Origin of the sequence: Microbulbifer pacificus (assembly GCF_002959965.1) — a bacterium.
GTDB lineage: Bacteria > Pseudomonadota > Gammaproteobacteria > Pseudomonadales > Cellvibrionaceae > Microbulbifer > Microbulbifer pacificus_A.
Window position 1 is genome coordinate 653,894 of the sequence record NZ_PREV01000027.1, and the last position, 14,660, is coordinate 668,553.

13 protein-coding genes and 1 other RNA gene are annotated in these 14,660 nt (G+C 59.4%); 9 read left to right on the top strand and 5 right to left on the bottom strand.

Translation table 11 applies throughout. The features are described from left to right. Positions 1-13: 13 nt before the first annotated feature. The gene (locus tag C3938_RS13495; RefSeq protein WP_105103791.1) at positions 14-2,467 is read right to left on the bottom strand and encodes an ABC transporter permease; all 2,454 of its coding nucleotides are present in this window, start codon (positions 2,465-2,467) and stop codon (positions 14-16) included. Beyond that, complete coding sequence (locus tag C3938_RS13500) at positions 2,467-3,195, bottom strand: ABC transporter ATP-binding protein (RefSeq protein ID WP_105103792.1); 729 nt, start codon at positions 3,193-3,195, stop codon at positions 2,467-2,469. The genes C3938_RS13495 and C3938_RS13500 overlap by 1 nt, the downstream gene beginning before the upstream one ends. A 55-nt stretch (positions 3,196-3,250) precedes the next feature. Between C3938_RS13500 and C3938_RS13505 the strand changes: the two genes are divergently transcribed. From C3938_RS13505 to C3938_RS13530, 6 genes are all read left to right on the top strand, one after another. Further along, positions 3,251-3,940: an arylesterase gene (locus tag C3938_RS13505; RefSeq protein ID WP_105103793.1), complete on the top strand. Its 690-nt coding sequence runs from the start codon at positions 3,251-3,253 to the stop codon at positions 3,938-3,940. Positions 3,941-3,985: 45 nt separating this feature from the next. Further along, the gene (gene ttcA, locus C3938_RS13510; RefSeq protein ID WP_105103794.1) at positions 3,986-4,948 is read left to right on the top strand and encodes a tRNA 2-thiocytidine(32) synthetase TtcA; all 963 of its coding nucleotides are present in this window, start codon (positions 3,986-3,988) and stop codon (positions 4,946-4,948) included. Then, on the top strand, positions 4,929-5,339 hold the full coding sequence (locus C3938_RS13515) for a hypothetical protein (RefSeq protein ID WP_105103795.1): 411 nt from the start codon (positions 4,929-4,931) through the stop codon (positions 5,337-5,339). Before ttcA ends, C3938_RS13515 begins: the two co-directional genes overlap by 20 nt. Before the next feature lie 395 nt (positions 5,340-5,734). Beyond that, positions 5,735-7,204, top strand: coding sequence for a sodium/proline symporter PutP (putP, locus tag C3938_RS13520; protein WP_105103796.1), 1,470 nt, complete (start codon positions 5,735-5,737; stop codon positions 7,202-7,204). A gap of 71 nt (positions 7,205-7,275) precedes the next feature. Further along, positions 7,276-7,788, top strand: a complete 513-nt coding sequence (locus C3938_RS13525; protein ID WP_105104530.1) for an O-acetyl-ADP-ribose deacetylase — start codon at positions 7,276-7,278, stop codon at positions 7,786-7,788. Positions 7,789-7,955: 167 nt separating this feature from the next. After that, positions 7,956-8,420 carry a DUF962 domain-containing protein gene (locus tag C3938_RS13530; RefSeq protein ID WP_105103797.1) on the top strand — a complete coding sequence of 155 codons (465 nt, stop codon included), beginning with the start codon at positions 7,956-7,958 and terminating at the stop codon, positions 8,418-8,420. A gap of 58 nt (positions 8,421-8,478) precedes the next feature. On the opposite strand, the gene C3938_RS13535 is transcribed toward C3938_RS13530, so the two are convergent. Next, complete coding sequence (locus C3938_RS13535) at positions 8,479-8,964, bottom strand: Lrp/AsnC ligand binding domain-containing protein (protein ID WP_105103798.1); 486 nt, start codon at positions 8,962-8,964, stop codon at positions 8,479-8,481. Positions 8,965-9,201: 237 nt separating this feature from the next. Here C3938_RS13535 and ald point away from each other — a divergent pair, with 237 nt between their 5' ends. Then, positions 9,202-10,347, top strand: coding sequence for an alanine dehydrogenase (gene ald / locus C3938_RS13540; protein WP_105103799.1), 1,146 nt, complete (start codon positions 9,202-9,204; stop codon positions 10,345-10,347). Positions 10,348-10,506: 159 nt separating this feature from the next. Here the strand turns inward: ald and C3938_RS13545 are convergent, their stop codons facing one another. Further along, positions 10,507-11,247 (bottom strand): 16S rRNA (uracil(1498)-N(3))-methyltransferase, encoded by a 741-nt coding sequence (locus C3938_RS13545; RefSeq protein ID WP_105103800.1) that lies wholly within the window; start codon positions 11,245-11,247, stop codon positions 10,507-10,509. A gap of 5 nt (positions 11,248-11,252) precedes the next feature. Beyond that, positions 11,253-12,095 carry a 6-carboxytetrahydropterin synthase gene (locus tag C3938_RS13550; protein ID WP_105103801.1) on the bottom strand — a complete coding sequence of 281 codons (843 nt, stop codon included), beginning with the start codon at positions 12,093-12,095 and terminating at the stop codon, positions 11,253-11,255. Between the two features lie 215 nt (positions 12,096-12,310). Here C3938_RS13550 and ffs point away from each other — a divergent pair. Further along, positions 12,311-12,407, top strand: an RNA gene (gene ffs, locus C3938_RS13555) — signal recognition particle sRNA small type. Between the two features lie 314 nt (positions 12,408-12,721). Further along, on the top strand, positions 12,722-14,644 hold the full coding sequence (locus tag C3938_RS13560; RefSeq protein ID WP_105103802.1) for a M2 family metallopeptidase: 1,923 nt from the start codon (positions 12,722-12,724) through the stop codon (positions 14,642-14,644). Positions 14,645-14,660 lie beyond the last annotated feature (16 nt).

The window sequence follows — 14,660 nt, forward strand, 5'->3', positions numbered from 1 at the left end:
CTACGAAGTCGGATCAAGCCAGTTCCCGCAGAACTTTGAGCGGCGGCTGGCTTACTGCACTTCTACATGCCAGCGTACCTGCGGTGCCTACCAGCAGCGCGCCAACAAGCGGCCCAAGCAGCCACAATCCCGGGTGGAAATTAAACGGCATATCGAACACACGCTGGGTAAGCACGGCCAGTGTCGCTTCGGTACCGATGGCCGCAAGCAATCCCGCCGCAATCCCCAGCAAGCCGAATTCGATCATCAGGCTGCGCATCAGCAATTGCCGGCGGCCGCCCAGTGTGCGGATGACGGCGGCTTCCTGCAAACGTTCGGCGATACTGGCGCGGACGCCGGCGATCAGCACGAGTACGCCGGCTACTAGCATGAGGGCGAGAACGGACTCGACGGCGACGGCGACCTGGCCGATGGTTTCGCGGATATTTTCGAGGATTTTATCCAGTTCGATAATACTGACGCTGGGGAAGTTTTTCACCAGTTCGTTGACGAACAGTTTGTCTTCCGGCGGCAGGTAGAAGCTCTGAATGTAGGTGGCAGGGAAGGTGTCAAGGCTTCCCGGGGCGAACAGCATGAAGAAGTTGGGGCGCATGCTGTTCCAGTCGAGGGTGCGCAGACTGGTGATGGTGGCTTCGGTTTCGAGGCCGCCGATGGAGAAGCGCAGCACGTCGCCGAGGTTTAGGCCGAGGCGGGCGGCGACTTCGACTTCTACCGATACGCCTTCACTGAGGTTCTCATTCCACCATTCACCGGCGACGATTTTGTTGTCGGCGGGAAGGGTGTCGGTCCAGCTGAGGTTGAGTTCGCGGCGGATGGCGCCGTCTTTTTGTTCGCGCTCGGTGACCGGGGTGCCGTTAACGGCGATGAGACGGCCGCGCACCATGGGGTAGAACTCGGTGCCTTCAAGATTTTTGCCTTCGACTTTCTGCTTGATACCGTCCAGTTCGTAAGGGGCGATGTTGACGAGGAAGTGGTTGGGCGCGTTGTCCGGGAGCTGCATTTTCCACTCGTCGATCAGTGCGGTGCGCGCGTAGAACATGGCGAGCATGGCGAGCAGGCCGGTGCCGAAGGCGGCGATCAGCAGAGTGTTGAAGCCGGCGCGGCGCTGGAGGCTGCCGAGCGCAATGCGCCAGCTGCCGCCGAGGTTGGCCAGTCTTCCGCGCACCAGTATGCGGTTGATCAGCGCGGCGCCGGCCACCAGCAGGCCGAGGCCGGCGAGCAGGGCGAGGGTGATACTGATACTGCCGGAGAGCCACCAGATCAGCAGAAGCATGGACAGCGGGCCGGGAATCAGGCCGAGCCACTCCCGTTTGTCCGGGTTGCTCCAGTCCTGCCGCAATGTCTGCATGGGGTCGGTTTTGGCCAGACGGAAGAGCGGCGGCAGGGCAAAGCCGATAACACAGGCGATGCCGGTGGCGAGGCCGACCAGTAAGGGTTGCAGCCCACTTGGGGGCGGAGTGACCGGGAAGAAGCCTTGCAGCAGGTTGACGGCCTGAGCCTGGATCAGGGAGCCGATGGCAAGGCCGATTGCGGTGGCGATCAGCGCGAGAGCCGTCATCTGGCCAATGTAGATGCCGAGGATTTTGTTTCTGCCGGCGCCAAGGCTTTTCATCACCGCCACATAATTGGCGTGGCGCAGGCCGTAGCGACGCGCGGCGAGACCGACGGCGACGCTGGCGAGCAACACCGCGAGGCTGGCGGCGAGGAACAGGAAACTTTCTGCGCGATCCAGGGTGCGCGCGACCCGCGGCTGACCTTCCTCCAGGTCGATCACCCGCTCGTGATCACTGAGCTGGGGTTTCAGCCAGTCGAAATACTGTTTCAGTGCCGCGTCGTCGCCGGCCAACAGGTAGCGATAGGTCACGCGGCTGCCGGGCTGCAGGATATTGGTGGCGGCGAGGTCGGCGCGATTCATCATCAGGCGCGCGCCCATGGAGAACAGATTGGTGCCGCGATCCGGTTCGTGGTCGAGAATGCCGGCGACGGTGAAGTCGCCGTCGCCCAGCTGCAGGCTGTCACCGATCTTCAGATCCATCAGCGGTAGCAGGCGCGCTTCCAGCCACACCTGACCGGGTGCGGGGCCACGGTGGACTTTCTGGGGCTGGTCATCGGTGTTCGCGCGCATTTCCAGATGGCCCACCAGCGGGTAGCCGTCGCTTACGGCCTTGACCGAGGCAAACTGGAATTCATCGCCGGCGGAGAGCATGGACGCGAACTCAACAGTTTCTGCCTGTTGCAGTCCCAGCTCGTCCGCTTTATCCAGCCAATCGCGCGAAACTTCCTTGCTGCTCTGCAGTACGCGCTCGGCGGCCAGGAAGCTCTGGGACTGGATGTGCATGGCCCGGGTGAGGCGGTCGGAAAAGTGGGCGATGGCGGTCACGCAGCTCACCGCCAGTACCAGCGCAGTGGCGATCAGGGCCAGCTCGCCGCCGCGCCAGTCGCGGCCGAGCAGTTTCAGCGGCAGCATCAGGCAGACACCTCAACGAAATTATCGGGAATATCCGCGGTGGTGATTTCGCCCGCGGCCATGCGCAGGTGCGCACGACAGCGCTCCGCCAGGCGCTGCTCGTGAGTTACCAGTACCAGGGTGGTGCCGGTTTCGGCATTGAGGTTGAACAGCAGGTCGATAACCTTCTCACCGTTGTGGGCGTCGAGGCTGCCAGTGGGCTCGTCGGCGAACAGGATGCCGTGGGCTGCGGTCGACGCGTCGTTGGCGATGCTGCAAAACGCGCGCGCGATGGCCACGCGCTGCTGTTCGCCGCCGGAGAGTTGGCGGGGGTAGTGGTGCAACCGGTGGCCGAGGCCGACGCGCTCGAGGAACTCCTCGGCGCGCTTGCCGGCGTTGCGTTCGCCGCGCAGCTCGCTGGGGAGCATGACGTTTTCCCGGGCGGTGAGGCCGGGCAGCAGCTGGAAGGTCTGGAATACGAAGCCGACGCTGCGGGCGCGGAGCGCCGCGCGCTGTTCTTCGTCCATGGCGGTGATTTCTTCGCCGGCGAGCCAGATCTTGCCTTCGGTTGGGCGGTCCAGCCCGGCCAGCAGGCCGAGCAGGGTGGACTTGCCGGAACCGGAGGCGCCCGTAATGGCGAGACTCTGGCCGGCGGGGAGTTGCAGGGAGATATCCGTCAGCAGAGTCAGAGGACCTTCACTGGTTGCTACCCGATGGTGGAGGTTTTCGGCTTTGAGCATCACTGACATGGCAAGTCCCTGTAATTCCTGCAAAATGTGTGCATTGAGAAGTGGAGAGTATGACATGGCGGCAGTTTTTTTCCGGTATCTGAGCCCGGGTTTTATCTCGCACAGTCTGCTGTTGATCGTTTTGTTGTACGCGACCATAGCGCAGGCCGATGAGTCGCAGAAAACCCTGCTGGTACTGGGGGACAGTATCAGCGCAGCCTATGGCATCGATGAGCGTGAGGGCTGGGTGCAGTTGCTGCGGGATCGCCTCAGGGAGCGGGATCTGGCGGTAAGCGTGGTGAACGCCAGTGTCAGCGGCGAGACATCCGCCGGTGGCCTGGCGCGGTTGCCGAGACTACTGAGTGAACACTCACCTGACTGGCTGGTGGTGGAGCTTGGCGGTAACGATGGGCTGCGCGGCTATCCGCCGCGGGCGCTGCAGCAGAATCTGGTGCGGATGGTGCAGCTGGCCCGAGAGGGTGGCGTCGAGGTGCTGCTGCTGGGGATGCAGATGCCGCCGAATTACGGCAAGGCGTATACGCAGGCATTTGCGGCGGTATACCCGAAGGTGGCGAAATCCGAGCAGGTGCCGCTGGTGCCGTTCTTTCTGGAGACGGTGGCACTGGTGGAGGGGGCCATGCAGCGGGATGGTATCCACCCGACGGCCAAGGCCCAGCCGGCGCTGCTGGAGCATGTATGGCCGTGCCTGGAAATCATATTGAAAGGCAATGTGGACCCCCGGTCCGATAGCCTGTGCACTTCTTGATCGGAAAGCGTACAATCGCGCCCTGATTTTTTTCGAGATTTACCCATGTCTGATCTGGAAAACCGCCGCGAGCGTCTGGAATTCAACAAGCTGCAGAAGCGCCTGCGCCGCAATGTGGGCAAGGCGATCGCTGACTTCAACATGATTGAAGAGGGCGACAAGGTGATGGTGTGCCTGTCCGGCGGCAAGGATTCCTATGCGATGCTGGATATCCTGATGAACCTGCAGAAGACCGCGCCGGTGCACTTTGAGCTGGTGGCGGTGAATATGGATCAGAAGCAGCCGGGCTTCCCGGAGCACATCCTGCCGGAGTATCTGCAATCCATCGGGGTGCCTTATCACATTGTGAACAAGGACACCTACAGCGTGGTGAAAGAGGTGATTCCGGAAGGCAAGACCACCTGCGGGCTCTGTTCCCGCCTGCGTCGCGGTACTCTGTACGGGTTTGCCGAGGAGATCGGTGCGACCAAGGTGGCGCTGGGGCACCACAAGGACGATATTGTCGAGACGCTGTTCCTGAACATGTTTTACGGCGGCCGCCTGAAGGCGATGCCGCCCAAGCTGCGCGCGGATGACGGGCGCAACATCGTGATTCGCCCGCTGGCTTACTGTCGTGAGACGGACCTGATTGCGTTCGCGGATCATAAACAGTTCCCGATCATTCCATGCAACCTGTGCGGCAGCCAGGAGAATCTGCAGCGACAGGCGATCAAGGGGATGCTGAATGAATGGGACCGCAAATTCCCCGGCCGTAGCGACAATATATTTGCCGCATTGACACGGGTGTCGCCGTCACAGCTGGCGGACCGGGATCTGTACGATTTCGAGAGTCTGGAGCTGGATCGTACTAAACCCGCGCCTGCGGCGGACGCGCGTTCGATCGAGCAGTATGTGGATTCCTGGATTCCGGAAGATGCTCGCGATGAGGATGTGGCAGATGGGATGGCGAATGCAGTGAATTCGGCTGAGACTTCCCGACCTCTGTATATTGAGGCCCGCAATCTGTAAGTTCGTCGTCTTCCACGAGCAACGTGTCGGTTTTCGTTACAGCCGCGGTTTCTACCGCGGCTGTTTCGTTTTCGGCATCGGGATTTTCTGTGGGTTTAATCAGTTTGCAGTAACTGTCGACAAAGTCCCGCAGGCTGGCGCTGGGACCGTGGTGAAAGTATTTTTTCCAAAGCTTTGCCATGCGCGGCAGATCGCCGCTCTCTACGTTTTCCACTCCGGCGGCGCGATATATCAGCCAGGCGATGGCGGTGGCATAACGCAGGTTGGTGGCGAGTTCGGCGTGGGGGTGTTGCAGGAAATCCCGCTGGCTCGCGAGTCCGCGTACCTTGGAGGCGAGCGCTGGAAAATTGATGAGATATTTATCCCACACCTGACGGTGGGTACTGGGTAGGATCTGGAATATTCCCATGCCGTGGCGCGAGCCCTGTTTGAGGTGAAATCCGAGTTCGGACTCCTGTGCCGCAGTGCCGAGCAGCAGGGCTTCCATCCCCGGAGACCAGGCGCGCAATTGCTTGAGTGTGGGACGAACCACGAGCAGGCGCAGTTCGTCTAGACAAATACCCATAATGCTTTGTGATTCCCTTACAGCTCAGTCTGAAAACGCCATCCTTGGCGGCTTTCAAGCGCTGGACTTGTTTCGTCTCTATCACCCTTGGTTTAGTTTGCCGATTGAGTAAACGCCAGCGAATGGGTAGATTTACGCGCATTAAAGACCAATAAAGACGGATTCAGCCTATTCTTTCGCCAAAGAAAGCGGAATCTGCCAATTCTGACGGGGAACCCCACATGTCTGGACAATGGCTTGTCGCGCTGACATTCATCGCCTACCTGGCGCTGATTCTGGCGATCGGTGTCTACGCGTATCTGCGAACCAAAGACGCGAGTGATTATTTTCTTGGCGGCCGCTCACTGCCACCCGCAGTTGCCGCGCTCAGTGCCGGCGCCTCGGATATGAGCGGCTGGCTGTTGCTCGGGCTCCCGGGGGCGGCCTACGCCAGCGGTCTTTCGTCCGGGTGGATTGCGATCGGTCTGTTCAGCGGCATAGTACTCAGCTGGACGACGATGGCCCGGCGGTTGCGAATTTACAGTTATGCGCTCGACGACTCGCTCACGGTTCCGGCGTATCTGCACCGTCGCTTTAACATGGGCCATCCCTACCTGCGCACCATCTGTGCCTTCTTCGTACTGTTGTTTTTTCTGTTTTATGTGGCCTCGGGTCTGATTGCCGGTGGCAAATTGTTCGAGACCGTATTCGGCTGGGATTATCAGTGGGCGGTAGTGATTGGAGCCATTGCTGTCATTTCCTACACCCTGTTCGGCGGTTTTCTCGCGGTGTCGTGGACGGATGTGTTTCAGGGGCTGCTGATGAGCCTGGCGCTGGTCATTGTGCCGGTGATGGTGATTTCCGATGAAGGTGGTTGGGGGTCTGCCTGGGCATCCATGCAGGAGCAGCATCCGGAGTTGATGCACTGGATGAGTGATAACACCGGCAAGTCTCTCGGTATAGCCGCCATTCTGAGTTCACTCGCATGGGGGCTGGGCTATTTCGGACAACCACATATCCTCGCCCGATTCAAAGCGCTGCGTCATCCGGACGATATGCCGGCGGCGGCCACCGTGGCAGCGATCTGGTCTCTGGCGGGTTTCCTCGGGGCCATGTGTGTGGGTCTGTTTGGACATCTGGAGCTCACCCAGACACTGCCGGACGGTGAACGCATTTTCATGGCACTGGTGGAAACGCTTTTCCATCCACTGGCGGCGGGCATTCTGCTGGCGGCAATACTTTCCGCCATCATGAGTACTGCGGATTCCCAGTTGCTGGTGTCGTCGGCTGCGCTTGCGGAAGACATGTACCATGTCTGGTTTGGCAAACAGGCGACGTCGGAGAGTATCGTCAGGGTCGGCCGCTGGGCGGTGGTCGCGCTATCCCTGGTTGCCGTAGGGGTGGCGATGGACCCGGATTCCAAAGTGCTGGACGTGGTGGCTTACGCGTGGGCAGGTCTCGGTGCCGCCTTTGGTCCCGCCATCCTGATCAGCCTGTACTGGTCGCGCATGACGGGCGCCGGCGCCATTGCCGGGGTTCTTGTGGGCGGTATAACCGTAGTGATCTGGAAACAGCTCTCTGGTGGAATCTTCGATATATACGAGCTTCTACCGGGGTTCGTGCTGTCCGCAGCTGCTATTGTTTTAGTAAGTGCCGTGACGCATTGCCCCGAAGGAATATCCACGCGCCACCGTCAGTTAATGGGGCAGTAGCAGCAGTCTGATTGCGGTACTGGCGCAGCGATGCGCGATTGACGGTTGGCGCCGCGGTTGGAGTAGTTGGAGTGATCGAAGTACACCTCGGTGATATCACTCGGTTGCATGTGGATGTAATCGTCAATGCAGCCAACCAGAGGCTCCTCGGTGGTGGTGGCGTGGACGGCGCCATTCATCGCGCCGCCGGTCCGGAACTGCTGGAGGCCTGTCGCCAGATCGGCGGGTGTCCGGTGGGGGATGTGCGCGTGACACCGGGGTTCCGTCTGCCGGTCAAACGCATATACCACACCGTTGGCCCTGTGTGGCGGGGCGGCAATCTGGGGGAGCCCGAATTGCTGGCCAGCTGTTACCGCCAGTGCCTGAATCTCGCCCGTCGTGAAAATGTTCACTCTATTGCGTTCCCCGCCATCAGTTGCGGGGTTTACGATTACCCACCAGAACTGGCCGTCGAAATTGCCGTGGAACAGGCGCAGCACCACCTGGATCGCGACGGTGGGCCACGGCACATCGTTTTCTGCTGTTTTGATGACGATATGGCGGAGCGGTACCGGATGCAGCTGGATGCCTGCGTGCGCCGGTAACGTTGTTAGCGACGCGATACCATCCTTTTGTACTGTGCGTAGGCACCGGGCTCCGGAGGGCGCCCGGTGCCTTGCCGGTTGGAAGTTTGTGACCATTTGGTCTTGTCGGGTTTTCGAGTACCATCCACCCGAAGCCAAACCCAATAACAATTAAGGCGAGGGAAACCATGCGCACGGCACAACAGTGGTTCAGCGAATACGGCGAGAGCCATCAGAACCCCATCAACAAGACCATCCACTGGGTGGCTGTCCCCCTCATCTACCTGACGGTAGTCGGACTTTTCTGGTCTATACCCCAGCCTCACTGGATGGCGCAGCTGTCGTGGCTCAACTGGGCGGTAGTGGCACTGGTGCCGACGATCCTGTTTTACCTGGCAATGTCCGTGCCGCTGGCTCTGGGAATGGCCACTCTTTCCGGGCTGTGTCTGTGGGCCTGCAGCGCCCTGCAGGCGGCGGGGCAGAGCGTGTGGTGGTGGTCTGTGGGGATCTTCGTTGTAATGTGGATATTCCAGTTTGTAGGGCACCACATTGAAGGTAAAAAACCTTCCTTCTTCAAGGATCTGCAGTTTTTGCTGATCGGACCGGCCTGGGTGATCGGCTTCCTGTATCGCAAGCTGGGCATTCCCTACTGACTCTTTGAGCGAAGGGCCTCTTGTGGGCTCTTCGCCATATCCCGTCCTCGATTATTGGTTACCGGTTGTAGTGCACCGGCACTTCCAGAGTTTCTTTTACCTGCTCCATCACCACATAGCTGGTGCACTCCTGCACCTCCGGCAGGGTGAGCAGGGTTTCCCCGTAGAACTTGCGGTAGGCGCTCATGTCCGCCACCCGGGCTTTGATCAGATAGTCGAAATTTCCAGAGACCAGATAGCACTCCTGGACTTCCGGTAGCGCGGATACTGCGTTGCGGAAGGCCTCAAAGGCATCCTGGGCGGAGCGGTTCAGGCTGATCTGTACAAACACGACCAGCGCGGCGTCGAGAAACTCCGGGTTGATCAGTGCGGTATAGCCCTGGATCACGCCATCGGACTCCATTCTCTTGACCCGCTCCACACAGGGGGTGGGGGTAAGCCCGACCTGGCGGGCCAGCTCGGCGTAACTGGTGCGCCCGTTTTTCTGCAGGACGCGCAGGATATTGCGATCAATGGTGCTGAGCTCGTTAGCGCGCCGTTTCATTTTCTCTCCAATTCACTGGTTGACATGTCCCGATTCGCAAAGCGGGTTCTCCTTGGCGAAAAAACGCACTTTGCGGCATTTTACCAGTGGAATCAACTGGTTTCATTCAAAAGTGTACTGAAATCCACTTCTTTCTGGCGCTTATACTGCGTAAATCGAACAAAGAAGGGGCGCACGAGATTGCGCTCACGTTGATTCAGCAGAGTTGAGCTAAACAGAGTATCGAGGAGAAACGTTATGTTGATCGGTGTCCCGAAAGAGATCAAAAACCACGAATACCGTATTGGTCTGACCCCGGCCAGCGTCCGTGAACTGGTAGGCCATGGTCATGAGGTGATCGTGCAGAAAGACGGCGGTTCTGCCATTGGCTTTACCGACGAAATGTACGAGCAGGCAGGTGCGAAGATTATCGACACCCCGGAAGAAATCTTTGCTTCCGCCGATATGATTGTGAAGGTGAAAGAGCCCCAGCCCCACGAGTGCGAAATGCTGCGCCCGGGCCAGCTGCTGTATACCTACCTGCACCTGGCCCCCGATCCCAAGCAGACCGAGCTGCTGGTGAAATCTGGGGCGACCTGTATCGCTTATGAAACCGTAACCGACCGTTTTGGTGGACTGCCGCTGCTGGCGCCTATGTCTGAAGTGGCCGGCCGTATGTCGGTACAGTGCGGCGCCCACCATCTGGAAAAAGCCCAGGGTGGTCTCGGTGTACTGCTGGGCGGTGTGCCCGGTGTTGCACCGGCAAAAGTACTGATCATCGGCGGCGGTGTGGTGGGTACCAACGCGGCCAAAATGGCGCTGGGTATGGGTGCGGATGTCACCATTCTGGATCGCTCGCTGCCGCGCCTGCGTCAGCTGGATGATATTTTCGGTGGTGCGGTGCGCACTGAATACTCCACCAATGACGCGATCGAACAGCATGCACTGGAAGCGGATCTGGTGATCGGTGCGGTACTGATCCCCGGTGCGGCGGCGCCAAAACTGCTGACCCGCGATCACATCAGCCGCATGAAGAAAGGCGCGGTAGTGGTAGACGTGGCTATCGACCAGGGCGGTTGCTTCGAAACCTCTAAAGCCACTACGCACCAGGAGCCTACTTACGTGGTAGACGGAGTGGTGCACTACTGTGTGGCCAATATGCCCGGCGGTGTTGCGCGCACCTCCACCATGGCGCTGAACAACGCCACCCTGCCGTTTGCGGTAGCGCTGGCCAATAAAGGTGCCAAGCAGGCGCTGCTGGACGATGCGAACCTGCTGGAAGGCCTGAACGTGCACGCCGGTATGGTGACTTACAAAGCCGTAGCCGATGTGCTGGGTTATGAATTCGTAGACCCGAAACTGGCACTGCAGAAATCTGCGGTGGCCTCTGACCAAGCTGCCTGATCGCGAAAGATATCGCACAGGTAACCCTTACGGGTAACTACACAAGGTTCTCTTCTGGGGCGTCCCCACGCCCCGCTCTGTGAGACCCGGCAGTGTCATCACTGCCTTTGCAGCCGCGCTTTCCTGCGCGGCTTTTTTCTTTCTGTTGTTCGGGACACGTCAGCGACCGGGAAACAGTCGGCTCAACAATACCGGCAGCGCGGTTTCCACCCTCAATATCCTCGGGCCCAGGTGGACCGACTGGAATCCCGCTTCCTGCAGTTTTTCCACTTCATAGGGTATGAATCCACCTTCCGGGCCCACCGCGAGCGTGGTCTGCTGATCAATATCCACCGGGCATGGCGTGTCGGTACCCGGGTGGGCGACCAGTTTGAGAGAGTCCGCGGCGATTGCCGGCAGCTCATCTTCCACAAAGGGTTTGAAGCGTTTGCGCAGTTCCAGTTGTGGCATGGCGGTATCGACGGCCTGCTCCAACCCCAGCAGGCACTGTTCGCGCAGTTGTTCCACTGCGAGCCATGGACTCTGCCAGTAAGATTTTTCGACCCGATAGCTGTTGATCAGATAGAGCTTTTTGACCCCGAGGGCGGTGGCGTGCTGGATGGTGCGCTTCAGCATTTTCGGGCGCGGCAGCGCCAGAATCAGGGTCAGGGGGAGCGGGGGAGGAGGCGCGCGATGCAGTGATACATCAAGGGTGATTCCGCTTTCATCGCGCTGCAGTACCACGCCTTCACCGATCTCGCCGTCGAGCATTCCAACCTTCAGAACATCGCCGACGTCTGCGCGATGGACTTCGAGAATATGCTGCAGGCGCCGGCCCCGAACCTGCGCGAGCCGTGCGGCTCGCGGCGATGCAGAATCAGCGGATTGGAAATCCCCAGGCTCCAGAAGGATGAGATTCATGAGGATCAGCGTCGGGCGCTGGCAACGGCACCTTTGCCGATGCCCTCGTACGCGCGCACTCGCACCTCCCGTCCGGGGTGGGCGGTGGCGAGTTCGTCGGCAATATACTGGGCCAGTTGTTCTACCGTGGTGTCGCACTCCAGCAGCGCGCAACAGCGGGCGGGAATGCGCAGGGTAAAATCTCCCTGACGCGCGCGGTAGGCAAAGTAAAGGGTATCGCCATCCTGACTTGCCAGGTCCTCGCGGGTGCCGAGATAAATATCTTTCCAGCGCTCCGCCCACTGCGCCTCAAGAGTGCTGCTGCGCGTGCCGTCCAGGTCAATACGGATACGGGAGCGGTGTCCATGGGCGATCCGCTGGCAATTACCGTCGTGTTTTTTCAGACCGTGACTGTAGTGGTAATAGGGTGTGTCGATGGATTCACTGATGAAGTCAAGGCTGAGTTGGTCAACGCTGGTAGGGAAGGTGCCATCCAGCTGCTGCACGCTCCAGGCCGCGGTGGATTCCGGAGTGATACTCTCGGCGCTGACCAGGGCAAACGCCTGTGCCGGCCCGCTCACACTGATGGTTTCGCCACTTTCCAGCGTCCAGTGCAGCTCTACGTTTTGCCCCACTTCGATAAGCTCCAGATTGGGGGCTTTTGTTGGCACCAGCAAACGGTGGTCCAGTTCACTGTCGAGCCAGCTGCGCAGGGTTTTTTTGACGATGCCGAAATCACACACCATGCCCTGGTGGTCCAGTGCGCCGTCGAGGGCGGCGTTGGCGAGCCAGGTTTCGCCCACGATACCGCGGGTGCGGTGGAGGTAGCTGAAGTCCACGTTGGTAAGGCTGTCGACAAACAGGTGCATATTGATTCCGGATAACAGTGACATCTATGCCCGGTTCTGGGCGGGGCACAGTATAGCCATTTGAGGGCTTTAGTTGACCGTGGCCGCGGGGTTTTTGCACGGGGAAATCGTGAAACCGGAATTGGGGCTGGCACCTGGCGCCTGGAGTCTCTATAATCGCGCCCTCTTCGAGCATGGCAGCCGCAGTCTGGGTGCTCGTAGCGTGATGGCGGCCCTTCCGGTCTCCTCGCAATGATCAGCTGTGAACCCCGCCAGGCCCGGAAGGGAGCAACGGTAGCAGTGACATCATGTGCCGGGGGTGTGCTGGTTGGGCTGCCTCCAACTCCTCCCTTCGCCTTCGCGCTTTCTATTTATCCGTGTACGTCCTCTCGCTGGCTGGCTCTGATGCGTTCAGTTTCTGTTCGCCGTTTCGTCGCCGTGGATGCTGTTCGGTTTACCTTTGCAATACAATTCTCCAAATCCCCGGGCATAAGGGGAATTTTGTGCCGATGTGCATTGGTGCAGCGCGGTATCGTCTCGCCGGAGTTGGCGCCTGTGCTATAAACGGCGACAGCAATTCAATTTTTTTCTCCCCGTTCCCGGGGCTCGCTCAGCAGATAATTCGAAAAATTGACCAGAGGATGCCGATGAAAAAGCTCGCGTTGGTAGTTGCCGTGGCCGCGTTGGCCGCAGCAGGATGTGACAGGGGTAGCGAGGAAGCCGGAGCCCAGCCGGGACCCGCATCCACTTCCGCTGCAAAAGTTTCTTATGGTGCAGACAGCATTGCCGCTGGAACCGTGGCCCAGGCCGGAAGTAATGCGGATGCACTCGACGCGGAAGACGCCAAAGCATTTTTACAGAGCGCGCAGGAGCGACTGGAGAAAATGGCGGAAGAGGTGAGTCATGCCAGCTGGCTTGCTTCCACCTATATCAACGTGGACTCCCAGTACACCGAGGCGCTGGCGGTTGAACGTTACACCTCGCTGGCGGTGGAGCTGGCCCAGGAAGCGGCCAAGTTTGACGCGGTAAATCTGGACCCGGAAACCCGTCGCATGCTCACCATGCTGAAGCAGGGCCTGGTATTCCCCGCGCCGAATGACCCCAAACTGACCGCGGAGCTGGCCCAGATCGGCTCAAAAATGCAGGGCATGTATGGCGCTGGTAAATACTGTCCGGAAGAGAGTGCCGGCAGCGAAAAAGGCAAGTGTTACACCCTGACCGAAATGGGCCAGATGATGGCCAATAGCCGTGATCCAAAACTGTTGAAGGATTTGTGGGTTGGCTGGCGCAAGGTGGCGCCACCGATGAAACCGCTGTACGAACGCCAGGTGGAAATCGGTAATGCCGGTGCCAAGGAGTTGGGGTACGACAACCTCAGTGTTATGTGGCGATCCAAGTACGATATGCCCGCAGATGACTTCGCTGCCGATATGGATGCCCAATGGAACAAGGTCAAGCCATTGTATGAAGCACTGCACTGTCATGTGCGTGCGAAGCTGAATGAGCATTATGGCGACGACGTAGCGCCCGCCAGCGGCAAGATCCCCGCGCATCTCCTGGGCAATATGTGGGCTCAGGAGTGGGGCAACATCTACGACATCGTTAAAGATGACGATATGGAAGCGCCCTACGACCTCACCCAGCTGGTCGTCGATTCCGGTATGAGTGAGCAGGATATGGTGAAGGTGGGGGAGAAGTTCTTCACCTCCCTCGGCTTCAAGCCGCTACCGGAAACCTTCTGGGAGCGCTCCCAGTTTGTGCAACCGCAGGACCGCGATGTGGTGTGTCATGCGAGCGCGTGGAATCTCGACGGTAAAGACGACATCCGTATCAAGATGTGCATCAACAAGACCGGAGAGGATCTGATTACCGTGCACCACGAGTTGGGGCACAACTTCTACCAGCGTATCTACAATCAGCAACCGTTTTTGTACAAGGAGGGCGCCAACGACGGTTTCCATGAGGCCGTGGGTGACACCATCGCGCTGTCCATCACACCGAAATATCTGAAGGAAATCGGGTTGATGGACGAGATTCCCGGCGAGGACAAGGATATCGGCTACCTGATGCAGCAGGCGCTGGACAAGATTGCCTTCCTGCCCTTCGGTCTGTTGGTGGACAAGTGGCGTTGGCAGGTGTTCAACGGTGAAGTGAAGCCCGGTGACTACAACAAGGCGTGGTGGAAACTGCGGGAAGAGTACCAGGGTATCCAGGCGCCGGTGGCGCGCAGTGAAGCGAACTTCGACCCGGGTGCCAAATACCATATCCCCGGCAACACCCCGTACGCCCGTTATTTCCTTGCGCGCCTCCAGCAGTTCCAGTTCCATCGCGCGTTGTGTGAAGCGGCCGGGGAGACCGGCCCGCTGCACCGCTGCTCGATTTTCAAAAATGAAGCGGCTGGCAAGAAACTGCGCGATATGCTCGCCATGGGCGCCAGCAAGCCGTGGCCGGATGCGATGGAAGCACTGACCGGCCAGCGCGAGCTCGACGCCTCCGCCATCGTGGATTACTTCCAGCCGCTGATGGTGTACCTGCAGGAGCAGAATAAGGGCCGGGACTGCGGCTGGTGATTGGTCTGGGCTATTG